This is a genomic window from Cryobacterium mannosilyticum, assembly GCF_004402705.1.
In the GTDB taxonomy this organism is placed as follows: domain Bacteria; phylum Actinomycetota; class Actinomycetes; order Actinomycetales; family Microbacteriaceae; genus Cryobacterium; species Cryobacterium mannosilyticum.
Window position 1 is genome coordinate 120,814 of record NZ_SOFM01000010.1, and the last position, 18,215, is coordinate 139,028.

Consider the following 18,215-nt stretch of genomic DNA (forward strand, 5'->3'; position numbering starts at 1 on the left):
CAGAGAAGTGAGGAAGCCGTGCAGTTCCACCACCACGGATACGTGTCCACCGATCCCCGCATACAAGACGCCGCGGGCGTCGGCCTCGATCGCCCCGACGAGCTCCCCGAGAACGTCGACGTTCTCATCGTCGGCACCGGCCCCGCGGGCATGATCACCGCCGCCCAGCTCTCTAAGTTCCCGGGCATCACCACCCGCATCGTGGAGCGCCGCGGCGAACGCCTGGCGATCGGGCAGGCCGACGGCATCCAGGCCCGCAGCGTCGAGACCTTCCAGGCGTTCGGCTTCGCGGAGCGCATCATCGCCGAGGCCTACCGCATCACCGAGATGGCGTTCTGGAAACCCGACCCCGCAGACCCGTCCCGCATCGTGCGCACCGCCCGCGCCGTCGACGACCCCACCGGCATCAGCGAGTTCCCGCACCTGATCGTCAACCAGGCCCGCGTGCTGGACTACTTCGGCGAGGTGATGGCCAATTCGCCGACGCGGATGAAACCCGATTTCGGCTTCGACTTCCGCAGCCTCGTGAACACCGACGCGGGCGAGTATCCCGTGACGGTGACGCTCGTGCACACGACCGGGGAACGGGCGGGCCAGGAGCGCATCGTGCACGCCAAGTACGTGGTCGGCGCCGACGGCGCCCGGAGCGCCGTGCGCGACTCGATCGGCGCCGTGATGGCCGGCGACCAGGCCTTCCACGCCTGGGGAGTGATGGACGTCCTCGCGGTCACCGACTTCCCGGACATCCGCACGAAGTGCGCGATCCAGTCCGGCTCGGGCGGGAACATCCTGCACATCCCCCGGGAGGGCGGCTACCTGTTCCGCATGTACGTCGACCTGGGCGAGGTGGCCCCCGACGACAACGGGGCCGTGCGCAAGACGACGATCGAGGAGATCATCGTGAAGGCGAACGAAATCCTGCACCCCTACACGCTGGACGTGAAGAACGTGGCCTGGCACAGCGTGTACGAGGTCGCCCACCGGCTCACCGACCGGTTCGACGACGTGCTCCCCCACGAGATCGGCACCCGCACCCCGCGCGTGTTCATCACCGGTGACGCCTGCCACACGCACAGCGCCAAGGCCGGCCAGGGCATGAACGTGTCCATGCAGGACGGCTTCAACCTGGGCTGGAAGCTCGCCTATGTGCTCGACGGTCGCAGCCCCGAGTCGCTGCTCGGCACCTACTCCGCCGAACGCCAGGTGATCGCGAAAAACCTGATCGACTTCGACAAGGAGTGGTCGAGCCTGATGGCGACGAGGCCGGAGGACCTCGAGGTGCCGCTGGAAGACTTCTACACCCGAACGGCCGAGTTCCCGGCCGGTTTCATGACCCAGTACCCGCCGTCGATGCTGGTCGGCGAGGCAACGCACCAGGATCTCGCCACCGGGTTCCCGGTCGGCAAGCGCTTCAAGTCCGCCCCGGTCGTGCGGGTCGCCGACGCCAACCCCGTGCAGCTCGGGCACCACCACCGTGCCGACGGACGCTGGCGGGTGTACGCGTTCGCGGATGCCCACCTCTCCGGTGAGCCCTCGGCCCTCGCCGACTGGGCGCACTGGCTTCAGACCTCGCCCGAGTCGCCGCTTGGCGTGCACACCCCCGCGGGCAGCGATATCGACAGCGTCTTCGATGTCAAGGTGGTGTACCAGCAGGACCACACCGGCGTCGACGTCGGCCGGGTGCCCGAGGCGTTCCTGCCCAGGACCGGCCCGTTCGAGCTGATCGACTACGAGAAGCTGTACGCCGCCGACCCGGAGCACGACATCTTCGAGCTCCGCGGGATCAGCCGGGACGGCGCCGTCGTCGTCGTGCGCCCCGACCAGTACGTGGCGAACGTGCTGCCCCTGGCCGCGACGGCGGAGCTCGCTGCGTTCTTCCGGCAGATGCTGCTCCCCCGGTAGACGTCACCGCCCGGCGGCCGCGCTCCGCTACTCGGCGGGCGGGCGCTGCCGTTGCCGTTTGGTTTCCGACCGCTGCTGCTTGGCGGCCAGGTGCCGCCGCCCAGACCCTCGGGTGGGTTTGGTCGGGCGGCGGGGAGCCGCCGCGGGGGCAAGCCCGGCCGCGACGAGTTCGGCAAGCTTGGCCAGGGCGATCTCGCGATTGCGCAGCTGCGATCGCCGCTCTGAGGCGGTCACGGTGATCACCCCGGCGATGAGCCGCCGGCCGAGGCGGGTGATCAGCAGCATCCGCTGATCGTCGGTGAGCGCGGCCGACTCGGCGACGTTCCAGAACAGTTCGACCCGGCTGTCCGAGGTGTTGACGTGCTGGCCGCCCGGGCCGGACGACCGCGAGAACCGCCAGCCGAGTTCCGACGCGGGAATCGTGAGCGCGGGTGACACCTCCAGGTCCATCCCCCCAGCGTGGCACGATCCGAGGTCGAGCGAGCGCCGCACGGGGCTCTGAGAGCGAACGCGTTGCGCTCAGGCGGAGCCGACTGGGGGTTCGCCGTGCAGCGGCAGCGTGCGCACGCTCTCGAACTCGCGCAATTGTCCGTCCACGGGGTCGGTGAATCGCACCTCGCTGGCCAGGAGCTGCAGCGGGCGGGTGAAGTCGTCGATCTCGACGTCCTGGACGACCGGGTACACCGGGTCATCGATGATGGGAATGCCGAGGCCCAGCATGTGCATCCGCAGCTGATGCGTGCGCCCGGTCCTCGGCGTCAGCCGGTAGACGGCCGCGTCCTCGACGACCGTCTCCAGCTCGATCAGCGACTCCGCGTTGGGCGGCAGGTCGGCCACCAGCTCGGCCTGCCACTGGCCTCGGCGCGTGGTGAGGTGGTTGCGCACGGTGACGGGCAGATCCAGATCGGGCCGCAGCGGGGCCAGCGCCCGGTAGGTCTTGCCGACCTCGCCGCGCTGGAACATCGACTGGTACGCCCCGCGCCAGCGTCGTTCGGTGGCCAGGATCAGCAGCCCCGACGTCACCCGGTCCAGCCGGTGCAGCGGCGAGAGCTCGGGCAGTCCGAGCTCGGCGCGCAGGCGCACCACCACGCTCTGCAGAACGTGCCGGCCGCGGGGGATGCTCGAGAGAAAGGCCGGCTTGTCGATCACCACGATTCGCGCGTCCTGGTGCACGATGTGGACGATCCCGGGCACGAAGGCCTCATCGGCGAGATCGCGGTGGAACCAGACGAAGGTGTGCGGCGCATACGGGTCGCCGTCGACGACCGGCGTGCCCGAGTGGTAGGCGAAGCGCTCCCCGGCCAGAAACCCGGTCACGTCGACGAACTCGGACAACCGCTCGTTCAGCCAGGCGCCCATGCTCGGCCACGGGTGCGCTGGGGCGCTGCCCCGTTCCGGGGTGCACACCCACGCCGCATCGAGCCCGTGACGTTGCGGCAACGGGGAAGGTGGGGGCATCACCGTATCGTACGTCTCACGCGACCTGCCCGCACGAGGAGTCGACGCCCGCGGCGGCCCACTTCCCCTCCTGCCAGGACACACTGACCACGCCACAATTCGGCACGCTCGCGCCGAAGCGATGTTCGGGCACCAGGCTGCGAAGCAGGCTCCCGAGCACACTTCCGTGGGTCACCACGAGCACGTCACCGGCATCCTGCTCGGCTGCGCGCCCTGCCGCGGCGACCACGACCTCGAGTGCGGCCGTGACGCGTGCGGTGACATCGGCCCCGGTCTCGGCGCGGCCGATCGGGTCGAGACGATGGATGCTGTCGATGACGCTGTCGAAGCCGTCGGCCGTCACTCCCGGCCAGTCGGCCGGGCTCGGGGCGTAGCGTTTGCCGTGCGCCTCGAAGACCGGCGTCCAGAGGTCGGCGTTGGGCTGGCCCTCCCAGCTGCCGAAGTGCCACTCGCGCAGTTCCCGCAGCGGCGTCGGCTCCAGCTGCGGATGCCCGGCGAGCGCCGCCGTCATCGTCGAGCGGGTGCGGGTGAGATCGCTCACGAACGCCGCGGCCAGCGGAACGTCACGCATCCGTTCGCCGAGGGCGGCGGCCTGGCGTTCGCCGCGTTCGGTCAGCGGAGAGTCGCACCAGCCCTGCAGTTGCCCGCTGACGTTGAAAAGGGTTTCCGCGTGCCGGACGAAGTGGATCTGGGCCATGGTGGGTGAGGCCTTTCGGTTGTCTGGAGCATTCCGGGCGCGCAACCGCGCCGAAAATCGGAATCAGGCCAGGAAGAATTGGGGGCCGGTCAAAAGTCTAGGCCGAGAGAATCGCTCTCAGAACAGCGGCCAGGGCACCGCGGGCATCTGCCCGTGCGGGGCGGGGAATCGCCCTTCGGCGCGCAACCGGTCGCAGCGTGCGGCGAGGGCGGCGATCTCCGGGTCGCTGAGCAACCCGGCGAGGGTCTCCCCGAGCCCGCCGGCCAGCTGGGAGACGACCCGGTCGATCCCGGCCAGCTCCTCGGCGGTGAGCGCCTCACCTATCCACCCCCAGAGCACGGTGCGCAGCTTGTGGTCGGCGTGGAAGGTGAGTCCGTGGTCGACGCCGTGACGGTGGCCGCCCGGCATCGCGAGGATGTGGTCGCCCTTGCGATCGGCGTTGTTCACGACGATGTCGAACACCGCCATCCGTCGCAGCGCGGCCGAGTCCTCGTGGATGAGCGTGACCTGGTTGCCCTGCTCGTCCGTCCCGTCGAGCACGGGGCGCCAGCCTGCCTCGGGCACGGCTCCCGATCCGACCAGGTCGACGGCATCCTGTTCGGGGTCGGACTCCTGCCAGAGCTGCACCATCCCCCGGCCCATCGGGCCGTCGCGCAGCCAGGTGCGGGGCACCACGTTCCAGCCGAAGACCTCCGAGACCAGGTACGCCGCGGCCTCCCGGCCGGCGAGATCGCCGTCGGGGAAATCCCACAACGGATGCTCGCCGGCGATGGGCTTGTAGACGACCGTGACGCCGCCGATGCTGCCGAGGAAGGTCGCGTTCGAGGCCGTCGTGATCCGGCCCGTGAGCTCGAGCTCGCCGTCGCGGAGGTCGGTATCGGCATCCGCGTCGGAGCCGGCCTCGGGCGGCATCAGGGACTGCCGGGGAGGGCGCAGGTGTGCCCGTCCTCGTCGATGGGCTCGCCGCAGAACGGGCAGAGTGGGCGGCCTGCCCCCACCACTTCGCGGGTGCGCTTCGCGAACGCCCGGGCGGTGCCGACCGGCATCCGCACCAGCAGCACATCCTCCGGCTCCGGCGCGGCCTCGTCGAACTCGTCGGCCTCGCCCTCCACGAGCGGGTAGGCCTCGACCACGACCTGCACGGTCGAGGGGTCCCAGGCCAGGCTCATCGAGCCGGTGCGGAATTCCTCCGCGACCGGCTCGTCCAACGGGTCGTTGTCGACGAGTTCGACGGGAGTGCTGGTGGGGATGCTGAACGGGTTGCCCGTGTGGCTCATCAGCTGGTCGAGCATCTCGTCGATCTTCTCGGCGAGCAGCGCGGACTGCTGCTTCTCCAGCGCGACGCTGACGATGCGGGCTCCGTCGCGCACCTGAAGATAGAACGTGCGCGACCCGGGCTGGCCGATGGTGCCGACGACGACCCGGTCCGGCCAGTCGAACTCGTGGACGATTGTGGGCATGTGGGTATTTTAGGCGCCGGATGCGTGCGGCGCCTGACCGGCCCCGCCACCGACCGGCGCGTCGGCCGGCGGGGCTCCGGCGCCCAGCCAGGAGAGGTCGCCGGCGTCGGTGTTGACCGCGTGCACGCTCGGCCGGCCGGCGCCGTAGCGCACGATCGAAACGGATGCGGGGCCCACGTTGATGCGCTGGAACAGGTCAAGGTGCATGCCGAGCGCGTCGGCCAGGACCGACTTGATGATGTCGCCGTGGCTCACCGCCACCCACACGGCGCCGGGCCCGTGCTCTGCTTCGAAGGCCGCGTCGAGGCGCCGGATCGCGGCGACCGACCGGGCCTGCATCGCCGGCATCGACTCGCCGCCGGGGAAGGTGACGGCCGACGGCTGCGTCTGCACCACCGACCAGAGCTCCTCCGCGGCGAGGTCACGGAGGGTTCGGCCCTGCCACTGCCCGTAGTCGCACTCGGTGATGCCCTCCTCGATCGGCGTCGCCAGGGAACCACCCTGGCGGTCGAGGATCAGTTGCGCCGTCTGCCGGCACCGTTCCAGTGGGCTGGAGACCACGGCGACCAGCGGCACCGCGGCCAGTCGCGCACCCGTCAGGGCGGCCTGGTCACGGCCGAGCTGGTCGAGACGGACTCCCTCGGCCCGCCCGGCCAGCACGCCGTCGGCGTTCGCGGCGGTGCGGCCGTGCCGCACGAGAAGGACTGTGGCCATGGGTACAGCCTAGAGAGCCGCCGGAGAAGCGGACTCCCGGGTCAGCGGACGCTCCTGATCGGCAGGATCGCCAGCGCCCCGATAAAGACGATGACGCCTGCCACGACGAACAGCCCCTGAAAGCCGAAGACCGTTCCGATCAGCGCCGCGGACAGGGCGGGCGCGAGAGCCGTCGGGATGCCGGTCGCCATGTTGAGGATGCCGAGGTCTTTGCCCGCGGTCTGCCCGGCCCGCGGCAGCACCTGGGTCATCAGCACAACGTCGGACGCCTGGTACATCCCGTAGCCGAAACCGGTCAACATCGACATCACGGTGATCCCGACCAGGGTCGGCAGTGCGATCGGAACGACCAGGCCGGCAATCATCACTCCGGATCCGATCCAGATGAAGATCTTCCGCCGGCCGAGCCGGTCGGAGAGGAAGCCGGTCAGCAGCACAGCGATCACCATCCCCGGCAGGGCGGCGAGGCCGACAAACCCGACGTTCGCGTTCGCCTGCGCGAGCGACAGCCCCGCGTAGTTCGTGAGCAGGAAATAGGTGAACGTGCTCACCGAGGAGAATCCGAGCACGAACAGGAAACGCGCGAGGAACACCCACCCGAACTCCGGATGCTTCCTCGGACTCAGCCAGAACTGGGTGATGAAGGTGCGCAGGGAGAAGGGGTCGAGGCTGAGCTCCGTCGACGAGTAGTCCCGGTTGAGGATCAGGAAGAGCAGCGTCAACACCAGCAGCATTACGGCGAACGCGACGTACGCGACGCCCAGCTGCGCCGCCAGCATCCCCGCGATCACCGAACCGATCGTCGCCCCTAACATGGTCCCGGCACCGATCATGGCGGATGCCCCGCCCCGCCGCGCAACGGCGTACCGGTCGGGCAGCGTCGCCGTGAGCGGGGAGATGAGCGAGTTGATCCCCAGGCTCAAGACCGCCGCGGACAGGCCGACCGCCACCACGCTGGTCGATGCGCTCAACGCCAGTAGCGCCGCGGAGCCCAGTCCCGCTCCCAGCAGCATCCAGAGCGCTCGACGGCCGAACCTGGATCGAGTGCGATCGGAGAACGCGCCGATCAGCGGTTGCGACAGTGTCGTCACCACCGCGAAGAGCGTCGCAATTACCGCAAAATCGTTGATTTTGTTCGCCGGGTCGATGATGCTCAACTGGTTCGGGATCAGCACCGCCGCCACCGCCCCGTAGACCCCGTAGATGGCGAGCGCCTGCACGAGGAGCCACCTGGTCAGCCGGCCCGTGGCAGGGCGCGCGATCTGCTGCACCGGGGCGCCGGATCCGTTCGAGGGGAGACCGGCACCCGAATCGGCCGCACGATCGGGCAGGGTCATGCGGGTCCCTTCCGCTTCGGTGGATTCAGGCTAGGGCATGAGTGGTCGTTTCGGGCCTCACCGCTGGGCCGGATCCTCGCCCTGCGGAACGACCCTAGGATGGTCCGATGCAGTTCTCCCTGTGGTTGGCCCTTGTCGGCGCGGGCACGTTGATCAGTTTCACGCCCGGCGCGGGCGCGATCAACACCATGAGCAACGCCCTGAACGCGGGATTTCGCCGCTCCATCTGGGGAATCCTCGGCCAGCAGGCCGCGCTGCTGATCCACATCGTGATCGTGGCGCTCGGTGTCGGTCTGCTCGTGGCCAGCTCCCCGATCGCCTTCAACATCATCCGTTACGCCGGCGCCGCCTACCTCGTCTATCTGGGCATCCGGCAGTTTCTCGCCCAGCCGGAACTCGACTCCGAGCGGGCGAGGGCGCTGAGCGACGAGCCGCGCTGGTCGATGTTCCAACGCGGCCTGTGGGTGAACATACTCAACCCCAAGGCGATCGTGTTCTTCCTGGCGTTCCTGCCCCAGTTCATCCGGGTCGACCGGCCGCTGCCGGCCCAGTACCTGATTGTGGCGGCCACCGTCGTGGCGATCGACGTTCTGGTGATGTGGTTCTTCTTCGCCGGGACGGCCCGCTCATTCCAGCGATTCACCCGCGACGCCCGCGGCCAGCGCGTGCTCAACCGCGTCTTCGGCGTGCTCTTCGTCGGCGTCGGCGTGCTGCTCGCGTTCATCCACTGAGCGCTCAGGGCGCACGCCGCGCCGGCAGCTGGACGAGGCGGGTGAGCTGGATCAGGTTGCCGCAGGTATCGTCTACGCCGACCCCAGGTGATCAGCTGACGTGGATGTGCGGGCGTCGCTTGGCGTTGGGTTCCGATTCGCGCAACACCTCACGGGTGACGGGAGCGATCTCGCCGAGTCCGGTGAAGAAGAACTTGAACATGTTGGAGATCGGGTTCCCCTGGGTCCACTCGAAGTAGATCTCCGGGATCAGGCCGGTCTGGTCGCGGATCTCGAGCAGCACGGCGGCGATCGTGTTGGGCACGTTGCCGCTCGTCACCTGCAGCACGCGGTACCCGTGCTTGGCGACTCCGCGCACGAGTAGATCCTCCTCGAAATCGGACGAGTCGGAGGGGTGAACTTCGAGGAACATGATCGGCGACCCCGGCGGGATGTGCCCGAATCGACGCTCGTCACGGCTCTTGTTGCGGTACTCGGCCTCGGTGTCTTCATCGGGCTCGTGCGAGATGATCCGAATCACGTCATACTCCTCGGCATCCGACATGACGTAGTCCAGTGCGTTGGAATCCAGCACGACCGAGGTTGCCCGAAGTTCGAAGGAACGCCGAATACGGGAGAGGATCGAGGTTGCCATGATGGCGAGAATGAAGAGGCCCGCGATCCGCACGCCATCCGGGCGTTCAAAGACGTTGGCGACCGTCGTATAGACCAGGATCACCGCCGTGACGCCGAACCCCAGCGTGCGCCAGCGCTGCTTCTTTCGCCGGGCTGAGAGGGTCACCGCGATGGAGGCGGACGTCATCAGCACGAGCACGCCGGTGGCGTAGGCGCTGCCCTGGGCGTCAACGCTCGCCTGGAAGACGACAGTGAGCAGGAAGGCGATGCCGATGAAGACGAGCACGAGCGGGCGGACGGCCCGGGCCCATTGGGGTGCCATCCCGTACCGCGGCAGGTAACGGGGAACAAGGTTGAGCAGGCCCGCCATTGCGGACGCGCCGGCGAACCAGAGGATGCAGATCGTACTGATGTCGTATGCGGATCCGAAGACGGGGCCGAGGTACTCGTGTGCGAGATAGGCGAGGGCGCGGCCGTTGGCCGGTCCGCCGGGCTGGAAGTCCTTCTGCGGGATCAGCAGGGTCGTCACAAGGCTGGAAGTGATGAGGAAACCGCTCATGATGAGCGCCGCCGTGGTCAGCAGGCGCTTGGTGCCGCGGATCCGGCCGGCCGGGTCCTCTTCGGTGTCGCCCGGGTCACCGGTCACTTGCGGCATCACGGCGACCCCGGTCTCGAAGCCGGACAGGCCCAGCGCCAGCTTGGGGAACACGATCAGAGCGATCCCGACCATGACCAGCGGATTGCCGTGTTGCACGGTGAGGGCGGCCCACCAGTCCGTGATCAGGGTCGCGTGCCCGGCGACGTGTCCTATGGCGACCAGGATCACGACAAGATTGAGGAGCAGGTAAACCGCCACGAGCACGACGGCGATGCCGATGGCCTCCTTGAAACCACGGAGGAAGACGATGCCGAGCAGCGCGACCAGGAACAGCGTGACCAGCACCTCCTGGCCCTGCATCCACGAGGGAGCGAACGGGTTCTCGATCGCGTGGGCTGTAGCATCCGCCGCCGACAGGGTGATCGTGATCATGAAGTCCGTGGCGGCGAACCCGAGCAGCACGAGCACGAAGAGCTTGCCGGCCCACCAGGGCAGCAGGCGTTCCAGCATCTGGATCGAACCGGACCCGTTGAAGCTCTCCTGCGCAACCCTTCGATACACCGGCAGGGCACCCAGAAGAGTCAGGACGACCAGCACGATGGTGGCGATCGGCGACAGCAATCCGGCTGCGAGGGCCGCAATGGCGGGCTGATAGCCGAGAGTCGAGAAGTAGTCGACGCCGGTCAGGCACATCACCCGCCACCAGGAATGCGTCTTTTCGATGCTGGCGGCATGCGGCCCCACGTGCTCGCCCCGCTGGTTGACGAGGCCCTTGAGCATCCACGTGCGGACGCCGTCGGAGAAGACACGAGATTTGGTCACCCGCAAACATTACGCCGTGTCGGTCAATGCCGTGTGCGCCCAATCGTGGGGCTGAGACGATGGCTGCCTTATTGGCATTGCTTCCAGCACCGATTTGAGTTGTCCAAGCTGAGCGACTTCGGCCTGCATCGACCTGGTGATCATGGACCCCATGATCTTCATGAGCCCCTTCGCTTGGAAATCGAGGAAGAAACGAACCGTGGTGCCACCGTCGTGTTCCGTGAGAAGGTACCTTCCCGTTGGTCGCGCCGGGACCGTGATCACCCGAAAGGCCAATTCTTTCCCCGGTAGAGCAGTTGTGATCTCATAGTCGCCCTGAATTGACCGGCCGCCAGAGCCGATCAAGGTCTGGCTGTAGACGGCGCCTGACGTACCGCCCCTGCCGCTCGCCAGGGCGATACTTCTCACGCCGGACCGCCATGTCGGGTTATTCACGCCATGCGCCATGCCGGGTTATTCACGCCATCCGCCAGGAAGGCATACACCTCTGCGCCCGGGCGGCTGATCATGATTTCGTTCTCGGCGTGCGCCATGGGTCTCCTTGAGTGCTCCGATGTCTCTACATCATGGCGCAGCACCTGACCGTGTCGAATGGCGGGGCTTCCCCATTCATTCACGGATCGCGGAAGATCGGTGCGTCCGGCACGCAGGGTATCCGCGCGCCATGAACGAACCCGGGTGTTCTGCCGGTTAGAAAACGAGCACGCGAGTCAGCTCGTGACGGATGCCATCTTCCCGGCGACGCAGACAACCACAACTTCTCCGACAGGACCGCGGGTTATGAGAATGCTTTGGCGATGCTGATCACGGCGGGGGTCAGCAGAACGATGAAGAGCACCGGCAGGATACAGAAGACCAGCGGGAAGACGACCTTCACTGGCACCTCCATCGCTTGTTCTTCGGCGCGCTGGCGTCGACGCATACGCATTTCAGCGGCCTGAACGCGCGGGACGTCGGCGATCGCGATGCCGCAGGTGTCGGCTCGGATGACGGAGCGAGGGAACCGTCCGAGGTCCGGTGAGGACATGGGTTCGCTGAACGCCTGGTAGGCATCTTTCCGGGCCTGTCCAACGCTCATGTCCTACAGGGTTCGGATGACCTCCTCGGCGAGAGGGCCCTTACCGTTCGTGGCCGATTGCGCCCTGGCCGCTTCGATGCCGAGGCCGGCCTCCACGGCGATCGTCATCTGGTCGAGGGTGTCGGCGAGAGCATTCTGGGTCAGTTCCTGCCGTTCCTGCCCCAGCTGTAGATGAGTAGATCGGGGACGAAGAAACGGAGGAGCACAAGACAGATGCCCAATGCGATACGCAGCGGGCCAGGGTCCCCGCTGATCCAGAGAACAGCAAGGAGCGCGCCGGCCGCGGCGATGAGGGGTTTGCCGATCAGGATCTTCTCGAGACTCCACCCAGCCGGACGTCCGGCGGCGATGCCTTCATAGAGGATCGCGGCGTTCATCGCCGGCCTCGGGTGGTCAGGTCAGCCTGGAAGACGCTCGTTGACAAGGTGATCCCCCGGTCGCGGAACTTGTCTGCGAACCGAGGTCGAAACCCGGTTGCGACTGCGTGGCCAGAACACCCCTGCACTGGGGGACGGCGAGGCCTTACGGATCGCCGTGGAACGTCTTACGGTTCCTGACATGTCCTCCCAAAGGGGGACGATCGAGACCCGAAATCGAGACGAAGGACAACCCATGACCAAGAACACCACGCTCACGGCAGTCACCGGCGACATGCCGCACAAGAGGTTCCGAGGCAAGAGGGCCATTGCGATCGTCGCGGCCGGCCTGCTCCTGGCCGGCGCAGGCGGAGCGTACGCGTTCTACTCGACGACCGGCGCCGGTACCGGGTCGGCGAAGAACGCCCCGGGCAATGGCACGCTCGTGCTGACCGCGAGCTTCGCCCCCGGGCTCACCCCCGGTGCCTCCACGCCGGTGACGTTCACCGTCACCAACCCGGGCACGTCGACCCTCAACCTCAACACGATCACCTCGGTGGTCAGCACATCTCCCTCTGGTTGTCTCCCGGCTGACTTCTCGATTTCCCCCGTCGTTGTCGACATCCGAGTGCCGGGCACTCCGAAGAACCAGGCAGCCGTCCCCGTTGCCATCCAGCCCACCGGTACCCTCGCGTTCGCCGACACGGCCCTCAACCAGGACCTCTGCAAGGACGCCATCGTCACCCTGACCCTCAGCTCCAACTAGCGCACCAACGAGTGGGCGTGCTCACCTCCGAGCCCGCCCACTCGTGCAGTTCCCCGGTTCCCGGCGTGCCCGACTGCTTTGAGAGGTTGACGTGATTTCCCTCCGTCCCCACCGCACCACGCCCGGCACCACGCGTCTCTCGCTGTTCTCCCTGACCACCGTGCTCACCTTCATCGCGCTCCTGGTGTCCGTCACCGGAGTCGCCTCGGCTTACTACACCGCACCAGGTGGGGGCTCCAGCTCGGCCACGCTCGGCACTCTGCAGCCGCCCACGAACCTGGTCGTTCCCGCGACAAGCTCGGGCACCGTGAATCTCAGCTGGACGGCATCCGTCGGCGCGCTCGTCCCGACCGGCTACTTCGCCACGCGCACCGCGACCAGCACCGGTTCGACGGCGGTGGCGGCCTGCGGCACCAGCCTGACGTCGACCTTGACTACCGTTTCCTGCGACGACTCGGGCGTGCTGACGGGTACGTACACGTACACCGTCACCGCCGTCTACAAGAGCTGGACCGCCACGAGCACGAAGAGCAGCAGCGTCACAGTTTCGAACGCCACCAGCCTGGCCTTCCAAACCGAACCGTCCGGCGCTGCGAGCGGCACCGCCTTCACCTCGCAGCCCAAAGTCGTCGTCCGGGACGCCGGCGGACAGACCGTGACGGCCAGCTCGAACACCGTCACCCTGGCCATTTTGGGCTCCCCCGTCGGCGTCACCCTGACATGCGCACAGAACCCGCTCCCGGCGACATCCGGCATCGCCACCTTCAGCGGCTGCCGAATCGACAAGGCCGGCACGTACACGCTCACGGCAACCTCTCCAGGCCTCACCGCGGCCACGAGCGCCAGCATCACCGTCACGTTCGGCGCCGCCACGAAGCTGGCCTTCACTACGCAGCCCACCGCCAGCACCGGCGGGGTCGCGTTCAGCACCCAGCCCGTCCTCACCGTGCAGGATTCGGCCGGAAACACCGTCACCACCAGCACCACTCCCGTCACCCTCAACATCACCACTCCCGCCGGCGCCACACTCACCTGCACCTCCGCGAACCCGCTCCCGGCCACAGCCGGTGTCGCCACCTTCGCCGGCTGCAAGATCGACAAGGCGGGCACCTACACGCTGACGGCAAGCTCCGGAACCCTGGCCTCCGCCACCAGCACCAGCCTGACCATCTCGGTGGGCACGGTTGCGAAACTGTCCTTCACCACTCAGCCGCCCAGCACCAGCGGCGCCGGCTCTGCGTTCGCCACGACCGTCACTGTGCAGGACGCGGGCGGAAACACCATCACCGGCAGCTCCGCCGCCGTTGCCCTCACTCTCACCACTCCCGGCCCGGCTGTGCTGACGTGCGCGTCGAACTCCCTGGCGGCATCCGCCGGGATCGCCACTTTCACCGGCTGCCAGATCGACAAGACCAACACCTATACGCTCACGGCAACGTCGTCCGGCCTCACCACCGCGACGAGCAGCACCATCGCCATCACACCCGGCACCGCCACGAAGCTGGCCTTCACCACGCAGCCGTCCGCCACCGGGACCAGCGGCAGCGCGTTCCGCTCCCAGCCCTCAGCCACCGTGCAGGATGCGTTCGGAAACACCGTCACCACCAGCGCCGCCCCCATAACCCTCAGCATCACCACACCGGCCGGCGCCACGCTCACCTGCACCCCGACGACCTCGCTCGCGGCCGCATCGGGCGTCGCCACCTTCGCCGGCTGCAAGATCGACAAGGCAGGTGGCTACACGCTCACGGCCGCCTCGTCGGGCCTCACCGCCGCCACAAGTATCGGCATCACCATCTCGGCCGGCGCCGCCGCGAGGCTGGCCTTCTCGGCGCAGCCTTCCGCCAGCACCGGCGGCATCGCGTTCGGCACCCAGCCATCGGTCACCGTGCTGGACACGTTCGGAAACACCGTCGCCACCAGCATCGCCCCTGTCACCCTCAGCCTCACCACACCCGCCGGCGCCGCTCTCACGTGCACCTCCGCGAACCCGCTGGCAGCCGCATCCGGTGTCGCGACGTTCGCCGGCTGCAAGATCGACAAGGCCGGCAGTTACACCCTGACTGCAAACTCTGGAACCTTGACCTCCGCCACAAGCAGCAGCCTGACGATTTCAGTCGGCTCCGCCGCGAAACTCGGCTTCCTGCAGCCCACTGCCAACTTCTCCGCCATTAGCCAAACCGTGTTCGCCACCGGCAGCCAGCCGAGCGTCGCCGTGCAGGACCTCGGCGGAAACACCATCACCGGCAGCACCGCCACCGTCACCCTCAGCCTCACCGCCCCCGCCGGCGCCACGCTGGCGTGTACCCCGAACGCCCTGGCGGCCGTATCAGGCGTCGCCACCTTCACCGGCTGCCAGATCGACAAAACCGGAACCTACACACTCACGGCAACGTCGCCCAGCCTGACCAACGGCACAAGCAGCACCGTCACCATCACGCCTGGCACCGCCACAAAACTGTCCTTCACCACACAACCCTCCGCCAGCACCGGCGGCATCGCCTTCCCCACCCAGCCTGTGGTCAGCATCCAGGACGCATCCGGAAACACCGTCACCACAAGCACCGCCCCCGTAACCCTCAGCATCACCACACCCGCCGGCGCCACGCTCACCTGCAACTCCGCGAATCCGCTCGCGGCCACGTCCGGCATCGCCGCCTTCGCCGCCTGCAGGATTGACAAGACCGGCAGCTACACCCTGACGGCGATCTCGGGAACCCTGACCTCTGCGACGAGCACCAGCGTGACCATCTCGGTTGGCGCCGCCGCGACACTCACCTTCACCACTCCGACACCCGCCCCTTATGCCGCCAACACGGCATTCTCCACGTCGGTCACAGTGCAGGACGCGGGCGGGAATGCCGTCGCGACCTCCGTAACCCTGGATATCGCCAGCGGCGGCAACTCATCCGCAGTACTGACTTGCTCCAGCCTGACAGCGCCGACCGTGTCCAGCGTCGCCGCCTTCAACGGTTGCAAGATCGACAAGAAGGGCATTACGCCTTACAAGCTGAGGGCAACGGCGGGGGGCGTCTTCTCGACGTTCGACATCCAGGTCAACTGACTGCGTTGGTCCGCATCGCTTGGTTTATCGCGATACCGAACAGGCTCACAATGCAGCGCGGTAAACGACCTCAGGTGTGAGCTCGGAGAGAGGCCCAGGCGGGCGACCGACGCAACCGACCTCATGCCCTCAGTTGGTGCGTATCCGGGATCTCGGCATCTTCCGCACAGCTCCGGGGAAACAACTTTCGACCGCGGGGCGATAGTCGGGCTGCTCGTAGCGCTGGGGCGCCTAGGGCAGCGGGCCGCGCCGCGCCAGAATCCCGGCGAAGAGGGCGTGCAACAGCGGGAGCGCAGAAACGGCCACGAGCACCGTTCCGATCACGACATCCTCCGCCCGAAGCACGATGCCCCCGATCAGCAGGGCGGCGAACAAGACCGCCGAGACGATCTGCCGTCCGGTCCGCTCGAGAGCGCCCAGGCGCCGCTCGAGCCGCGGGGTCTGCACCGAGACCGTGCCCTCTTCGATCCGGGTCGTGAGGTTGTCGAGCCGCTGCGGCAGCCTGGCGATGATGCCGGCAACCGACACGGCTTGCCTGGCGGCCGCCTGAACCAGGTTCCCGCCCTCGGCCCGGATCAACTGGGCCGAATAGGGCTCGACGGAGTTCCAGATGTTGAAGGCGGGGTCGAGCGAACTGCACATGCCCGAGGTCAGCGACATCGCGCGCACGATGAGGAGGAAGTTCTCCGGAAGCTGGAACGGCAGCGAGCGCACCACGTCACCGAACTCGAGGGCGAAGGCGCGGAACTCGCGCGGGTCGACATCCTGCAACTCGGCGAAACCCATCCCGCCGAAACGGGCGAACAGCTTCGTCATCGCCCGCTCGAGCTCCGCGGTGTCGGCGGACGGCAGCAGCACCCCTACCTCGCGGATGCCGTCGACCATACCCTTGCCGTTGCGTGACGCTGCGGCGATAAACAGCTTGCGAAGCCCCTGGCGCAGGGCGTCGGGCACTTCGCCCATCATCCCGAAGTCGATGAAGGTGAACTTCCAGCTCCGGCTGCCCTCCGCTCCGGGCCCGCTTGCGCCGCCGAGCGGGGTGACGAAGATGTTGCCGGGGTGCGGGTCGGCGTGGAAGTAGCCGTTCACGAAGAGCTGGTCGAACATGACGGCCGCGAAGTCGTCGGCGACCTCGGACGGGTCGATGCCGGCGGCCCGCAGCCCGTCGACATCGTTGATCTTGATCGCGGTCACATCCTGCAGGGTCAGCACCCGCCGGGTCGTGCGCTCCCACACCAGTTCGGGGACGCTGACCCGGGCGTCGTCGCTGAAGTCCTGGCCGAACCGTTCGGCGCTCGCCGCCTCGTGCAGGTAGTCGATCTCCTCGAGGCTCGTGAACGCGAACTCCTCGACGAGGGCGGGCATGTCGACGCGATCCGAGACCAGGCGCACGTGGCTGAGCCAGCGGGCGACCCGGCGCAGCGCGCTGAGGTCGACGTCGACGATCGTGCTGATGCCGGGCCGCTGGATCTTGACGACGACGTCGAGCAGGCCGGTGTCGGCGGCATCCGTTTCCGAGAGCCGGGCGCGGTGCACCTGGCCGAGGGATGCCGCGGCCAGCGGTGTCGGGTCAATGAACGAGAACGCACGCTCGAGCGTCACCCCCAGTTCGGCTTCGGCGAGAGCGCGGATGGCCGGGAACGGCACCGGCGGAACCTCATCCTGCAGCCCCTCGAGCTCCCTGGTGATCTCCGGCGGCAGCACGTCGAGGCGCGATGACATGAACTGGCCGACCTTGATCATCAGGCCGCCCAGGTCGACCGCGAGCACGTGGAAGTTCTGGGCGATGCGCTGCAGGCGCGCCGACCGGTTTCGGGCGGCGACGCGCGCGAGTCCGAACCGAGGGAGAACGAGTTCGTACCACCAGGTCTGCACCAGGTAGCGGGCGGCGAACCGCAGGATCCTGCGGGAGCGGGCGCGCATATTCCCGACGTCGGTCATCTGTTCTCCTTGATGCCGACGTGCTGTGGGCACTCGGTCAGTCCTGGGCGAGGATGGAATAGAGCTTACGACGTGCCTCGTCCAGTACGGCGACAGCCTGCTTCACCTGCTCGGGGTTGCCGGAGCGCCCGACCTGTGCGGCCGCCTGGGCCAGGTCGATGCCGGCCTTGGGCAGCGCGGTCGCCCGACCGGTGTCCCGGGCACCCTGTGCCTCCCACGGCGCAGGCTGGTCCGGTGCGGCCTCGGCCAGCCGTCGCCCCTCGTCGGTGAGCGAGTAGGTCTTGCGGCCGTTGGACTCCTCGGCGCCGATGATGCCCTCGTCCGCCAGCAGCTGAAGTGTCGGATACACCGAGCCGGGACTCGGCTTCCAGGCACCCCCGCTGCGTTCCTCGATCTCGTGGATGATCTGGTAACCGTGCATCGGCTTCTCGGCGAGCAGCGCGAGCACCGCCGCGCGCACGTCGCCTCGTCCCATCCTCGTGCCGGCCTTGCGGTCGAACTGTCCGCGCAGCTGCTCCATCGCGTCCCACACCGCGGCACCCGGCCAGCCCTCAGCACCGTGGCCCCGGCGGCCCCCGAACCCCTCGCCCATGAATGAATTGCTCATGATGTCCTCCTCAGTGCGCCCTAGCCACCACGGCTCGGCGATACCTAACGATATATCGTCCGGGGGTTC

The 18,215-nt window shown here is 67.8% G+C and carries 17 protein-coding genes; 4 read left to right on the forward strand and 13 right to left on the reverse strand.

What is annotated here, in order from left to right:
* Positions 1-18: 18 nt before the first annotated feature.
* Complete coding sequence (locus tag E3O32_RS04440) at positions 19-1,902, forward strand: FAD-binding monooxygenase (RefSeq protein WP_134507319.1); 1,884 nt, start codon at positions 19-21, stop codon at positions 1,900-1,902.
* Between the two features lie 27 nt (positions 1,903-1,929).
* Here the strand turns inward: E3O32_RS04440 and arfB are convergent, their stop codons facing one another.
* The 7 genes from arfB to E3O32_RS04475 form a co-directional block, all read right to left on the reverse strand.
* A complete protein-coding gene (arfB, locus tag E3O32_RS04445; RefSeq protein ID WP_134507320.1) occupies positions 1,930-2,352 on the reverse strand; it encodes an alternative ribosome rescue aminoacyl-tRNA hydrolase ArfB in 423 nt (140 codons plus the stop codon).
* 69 nt (positions 2,353-2,421) lie between these two features.
* Positions 2,422-3,360: a pseudouridine synthase gene (locus E3O32_RS04450; protein ID WP_134507321.1), complete on the reverse strand. Its 939-nt coding sequence runs from the start codon at positions 3,358-3,360 to the stop codon at positions 2,422-2,424.
* Between the two features lie 16 nt (positions 3,361-3,376).
* The gene (locus E3O32_RS04455) at positions 3,377-4,057 is read right to left on the reverse strand and encodes a histidine phosphatase family protein (protein ID WP_134507322.1); all 681 of its coding nucleotides are present in this window, start codon (positions 4,055-4,057) and stop codon (positions 3,377-3,379) included.
* Positions 4,058-4,174: 117 nt separating this feature from the next.
* Positions 4,175-4,969: an SCO1664 family protein gene (locus E3O32_RS04460; RefSeq protein ID WP_134507323.1), complete on the reverse strand. Its 795-nt coding sequence runs from the start codon at positions 4,967-4,969 to the stop codon at positions 4,175-4,177.
* The gene (locus E3O32_RS04465; RefSeq protein ID WP_134507324.1) at positions 4,969-5,517 is read right to left on the reverse strand and encodes a DUF3090 domain-containing protein; all 549 of its coding nucleotides are present in this window, start codon (positions 5,515-5,517) and stop codon (positions 4,969-4,971) included. Before E3O32_RS04465 ends, E3O32_RS04460 begins: the two co-directional genes overlap by 1 nt.
* 9 nt (positions 5,518-5,526) lie before the next feature.
* A complete protein-coding gene (locus E3O32_RS04470) occupies positions 5,527-6,231 on the reverse strand; it encodes a histidine phosphatase family protein (RefSeq protein WP_134507325.1) in 705 nt (234 codons plus the stop codon).
* Between the two features lie 41 nt (positions 6,232-6,272).
* Positions 6,273-7,568, reverse strand: a complete 1,296-nt coding sequence (locus E3O32_RS04475) for an MFS transporter (RefSeq protein ID WP_134507326.1) — start codon at positions 7,566-7,568, stop codon at positions 6,273-6,275.
* A 107-nt stretch (positions 7,569-7,675) separates the two neighbouring features.
* Between E3O32_RS04475 and E3O32_RS04480 the strand changes: the two genes are divergently transcribed.
* Complete coding sequence (locus E3O32_RS04480) at positions 7,676-8,299, forward strand: LysE family transporter (RefSeq protein WP_134507327.1); 624 nt, start codon at positions 7,676-7,678, stop codon at positions 8,297-8,299.
* A gap of 91 nt (positions 8,300-8,390) precedes the next feature.
* Here E3O32_RS04480 and E3O32_RS04485 read toward each other — a convergent pair whose 3' ends face one another.
* From E3O32_RS04485 to E3O32_RS04505, 4 genes are all read right to left on the reverse strand, one after another.
* Positions 8,391-10,292 carry an APC family permease gene (locus E3O32_RS04485; protein ID WP_241974577.1) on the reverse strand — a complete coding sequence of 634 codons (1,902 nt, stop codon included), beginning with the start codon at positions 10,290-10,292 and terminating at the stop codon, positions 8,391-8,393.
* A gap of 51 nt (positions 10,293-10,343) precedes the next feature.
* The gene (locus E3O32_RS04490) at positions 10,344-10,769 is read right to left on the reverse strand and encodes an SRPBCC family protein (RefSeq protein WP_241974566.1); all 426 of its coding nucleotides are present in this window, start codon (positions 10,767-10,769) and stop codon (positions 10,344-10,346) included.
* A gap of 343 nt (positions 10,770-11,112) precedes the next feature.
* Positions 11,113-11,412, reverse strand: coding sequence for a type II secretion system F family protein (locus E3O32_RS04500; RefSeq protein ID WP_134507329.1), 300 nt, complete (start codon positions 11,410-11,412; stop codon positions 11,113-11,115).
* Between the two features lie 140 nt (positions 11,413-11,552).
* A complete protein-coding gene (locus tag E3O32_RS04505; protein WP_134507330.1) occupies positions 11,553-11,789 on the reverse strand; it encodes a hypothetical protein in 237 nt (78 codons plus the stop codon).
* 235 nt (positions 11,790-12,024) lie between these two features.
* Between E3O32_RS04505 and E3O32_RS04510 the strand changes: the two genes are divergently transcribed.
* Positions 12,025-12,534 carry a hypothetical protein gene (locus E3O32_RS04510; RefSeq protein ID WP_134507331.1) on the forward strand — a complete coding sequence of 170 codons (510 nt, stop codon included), beginning with the start codon at positions 12,025-12,027 and terminating at the stop codon, positions 12,532-12,534.
* Between the two features lie 91 nt (positions 12,535-12,625).
* A complete protein-coding gene (locus E3O32_RS04515; protein WP_134507332.1) occupies positions 12,626-15,598 on the forward strand; it encodes a beta strand repeat-containing protein in 2,973 nt (990 codons plus the stop codon).
* A gap of 231 nt (positions 15,599-15,829) precedes the next feature.
* Here E3O32_RS04515 and E3O32_RS04520 read toward each other — a convergent pair whose 3' ends face one another.
* Positions 15,830-17,539 carry an ABC1 kinase family protein gene (locus tag E3O32_RS04520; protein WP_134507333.1) on the reverse strand — a complete coding sequence of 570 codons (1,710 nt, stop codon included), beginning with the start codon at positions 17,537-17,539 and terminating at the stop codon, positions 15,830-15,832.
* 37 nt (positions 17,540-17,576) lie between these two features.
* Positions 17,577-18,146, reverse strand: a complete 570-nt coding sequence (locus tag E3O32_RS04525) for a PadR family transcriptional regulator (protein WP_134507334.1) — start codon at positions 18,144-18,146, stop codon at positions 17,577-17,579.
* Positions 18,147-18,215 lie beyond the last annotated feature (69 nt).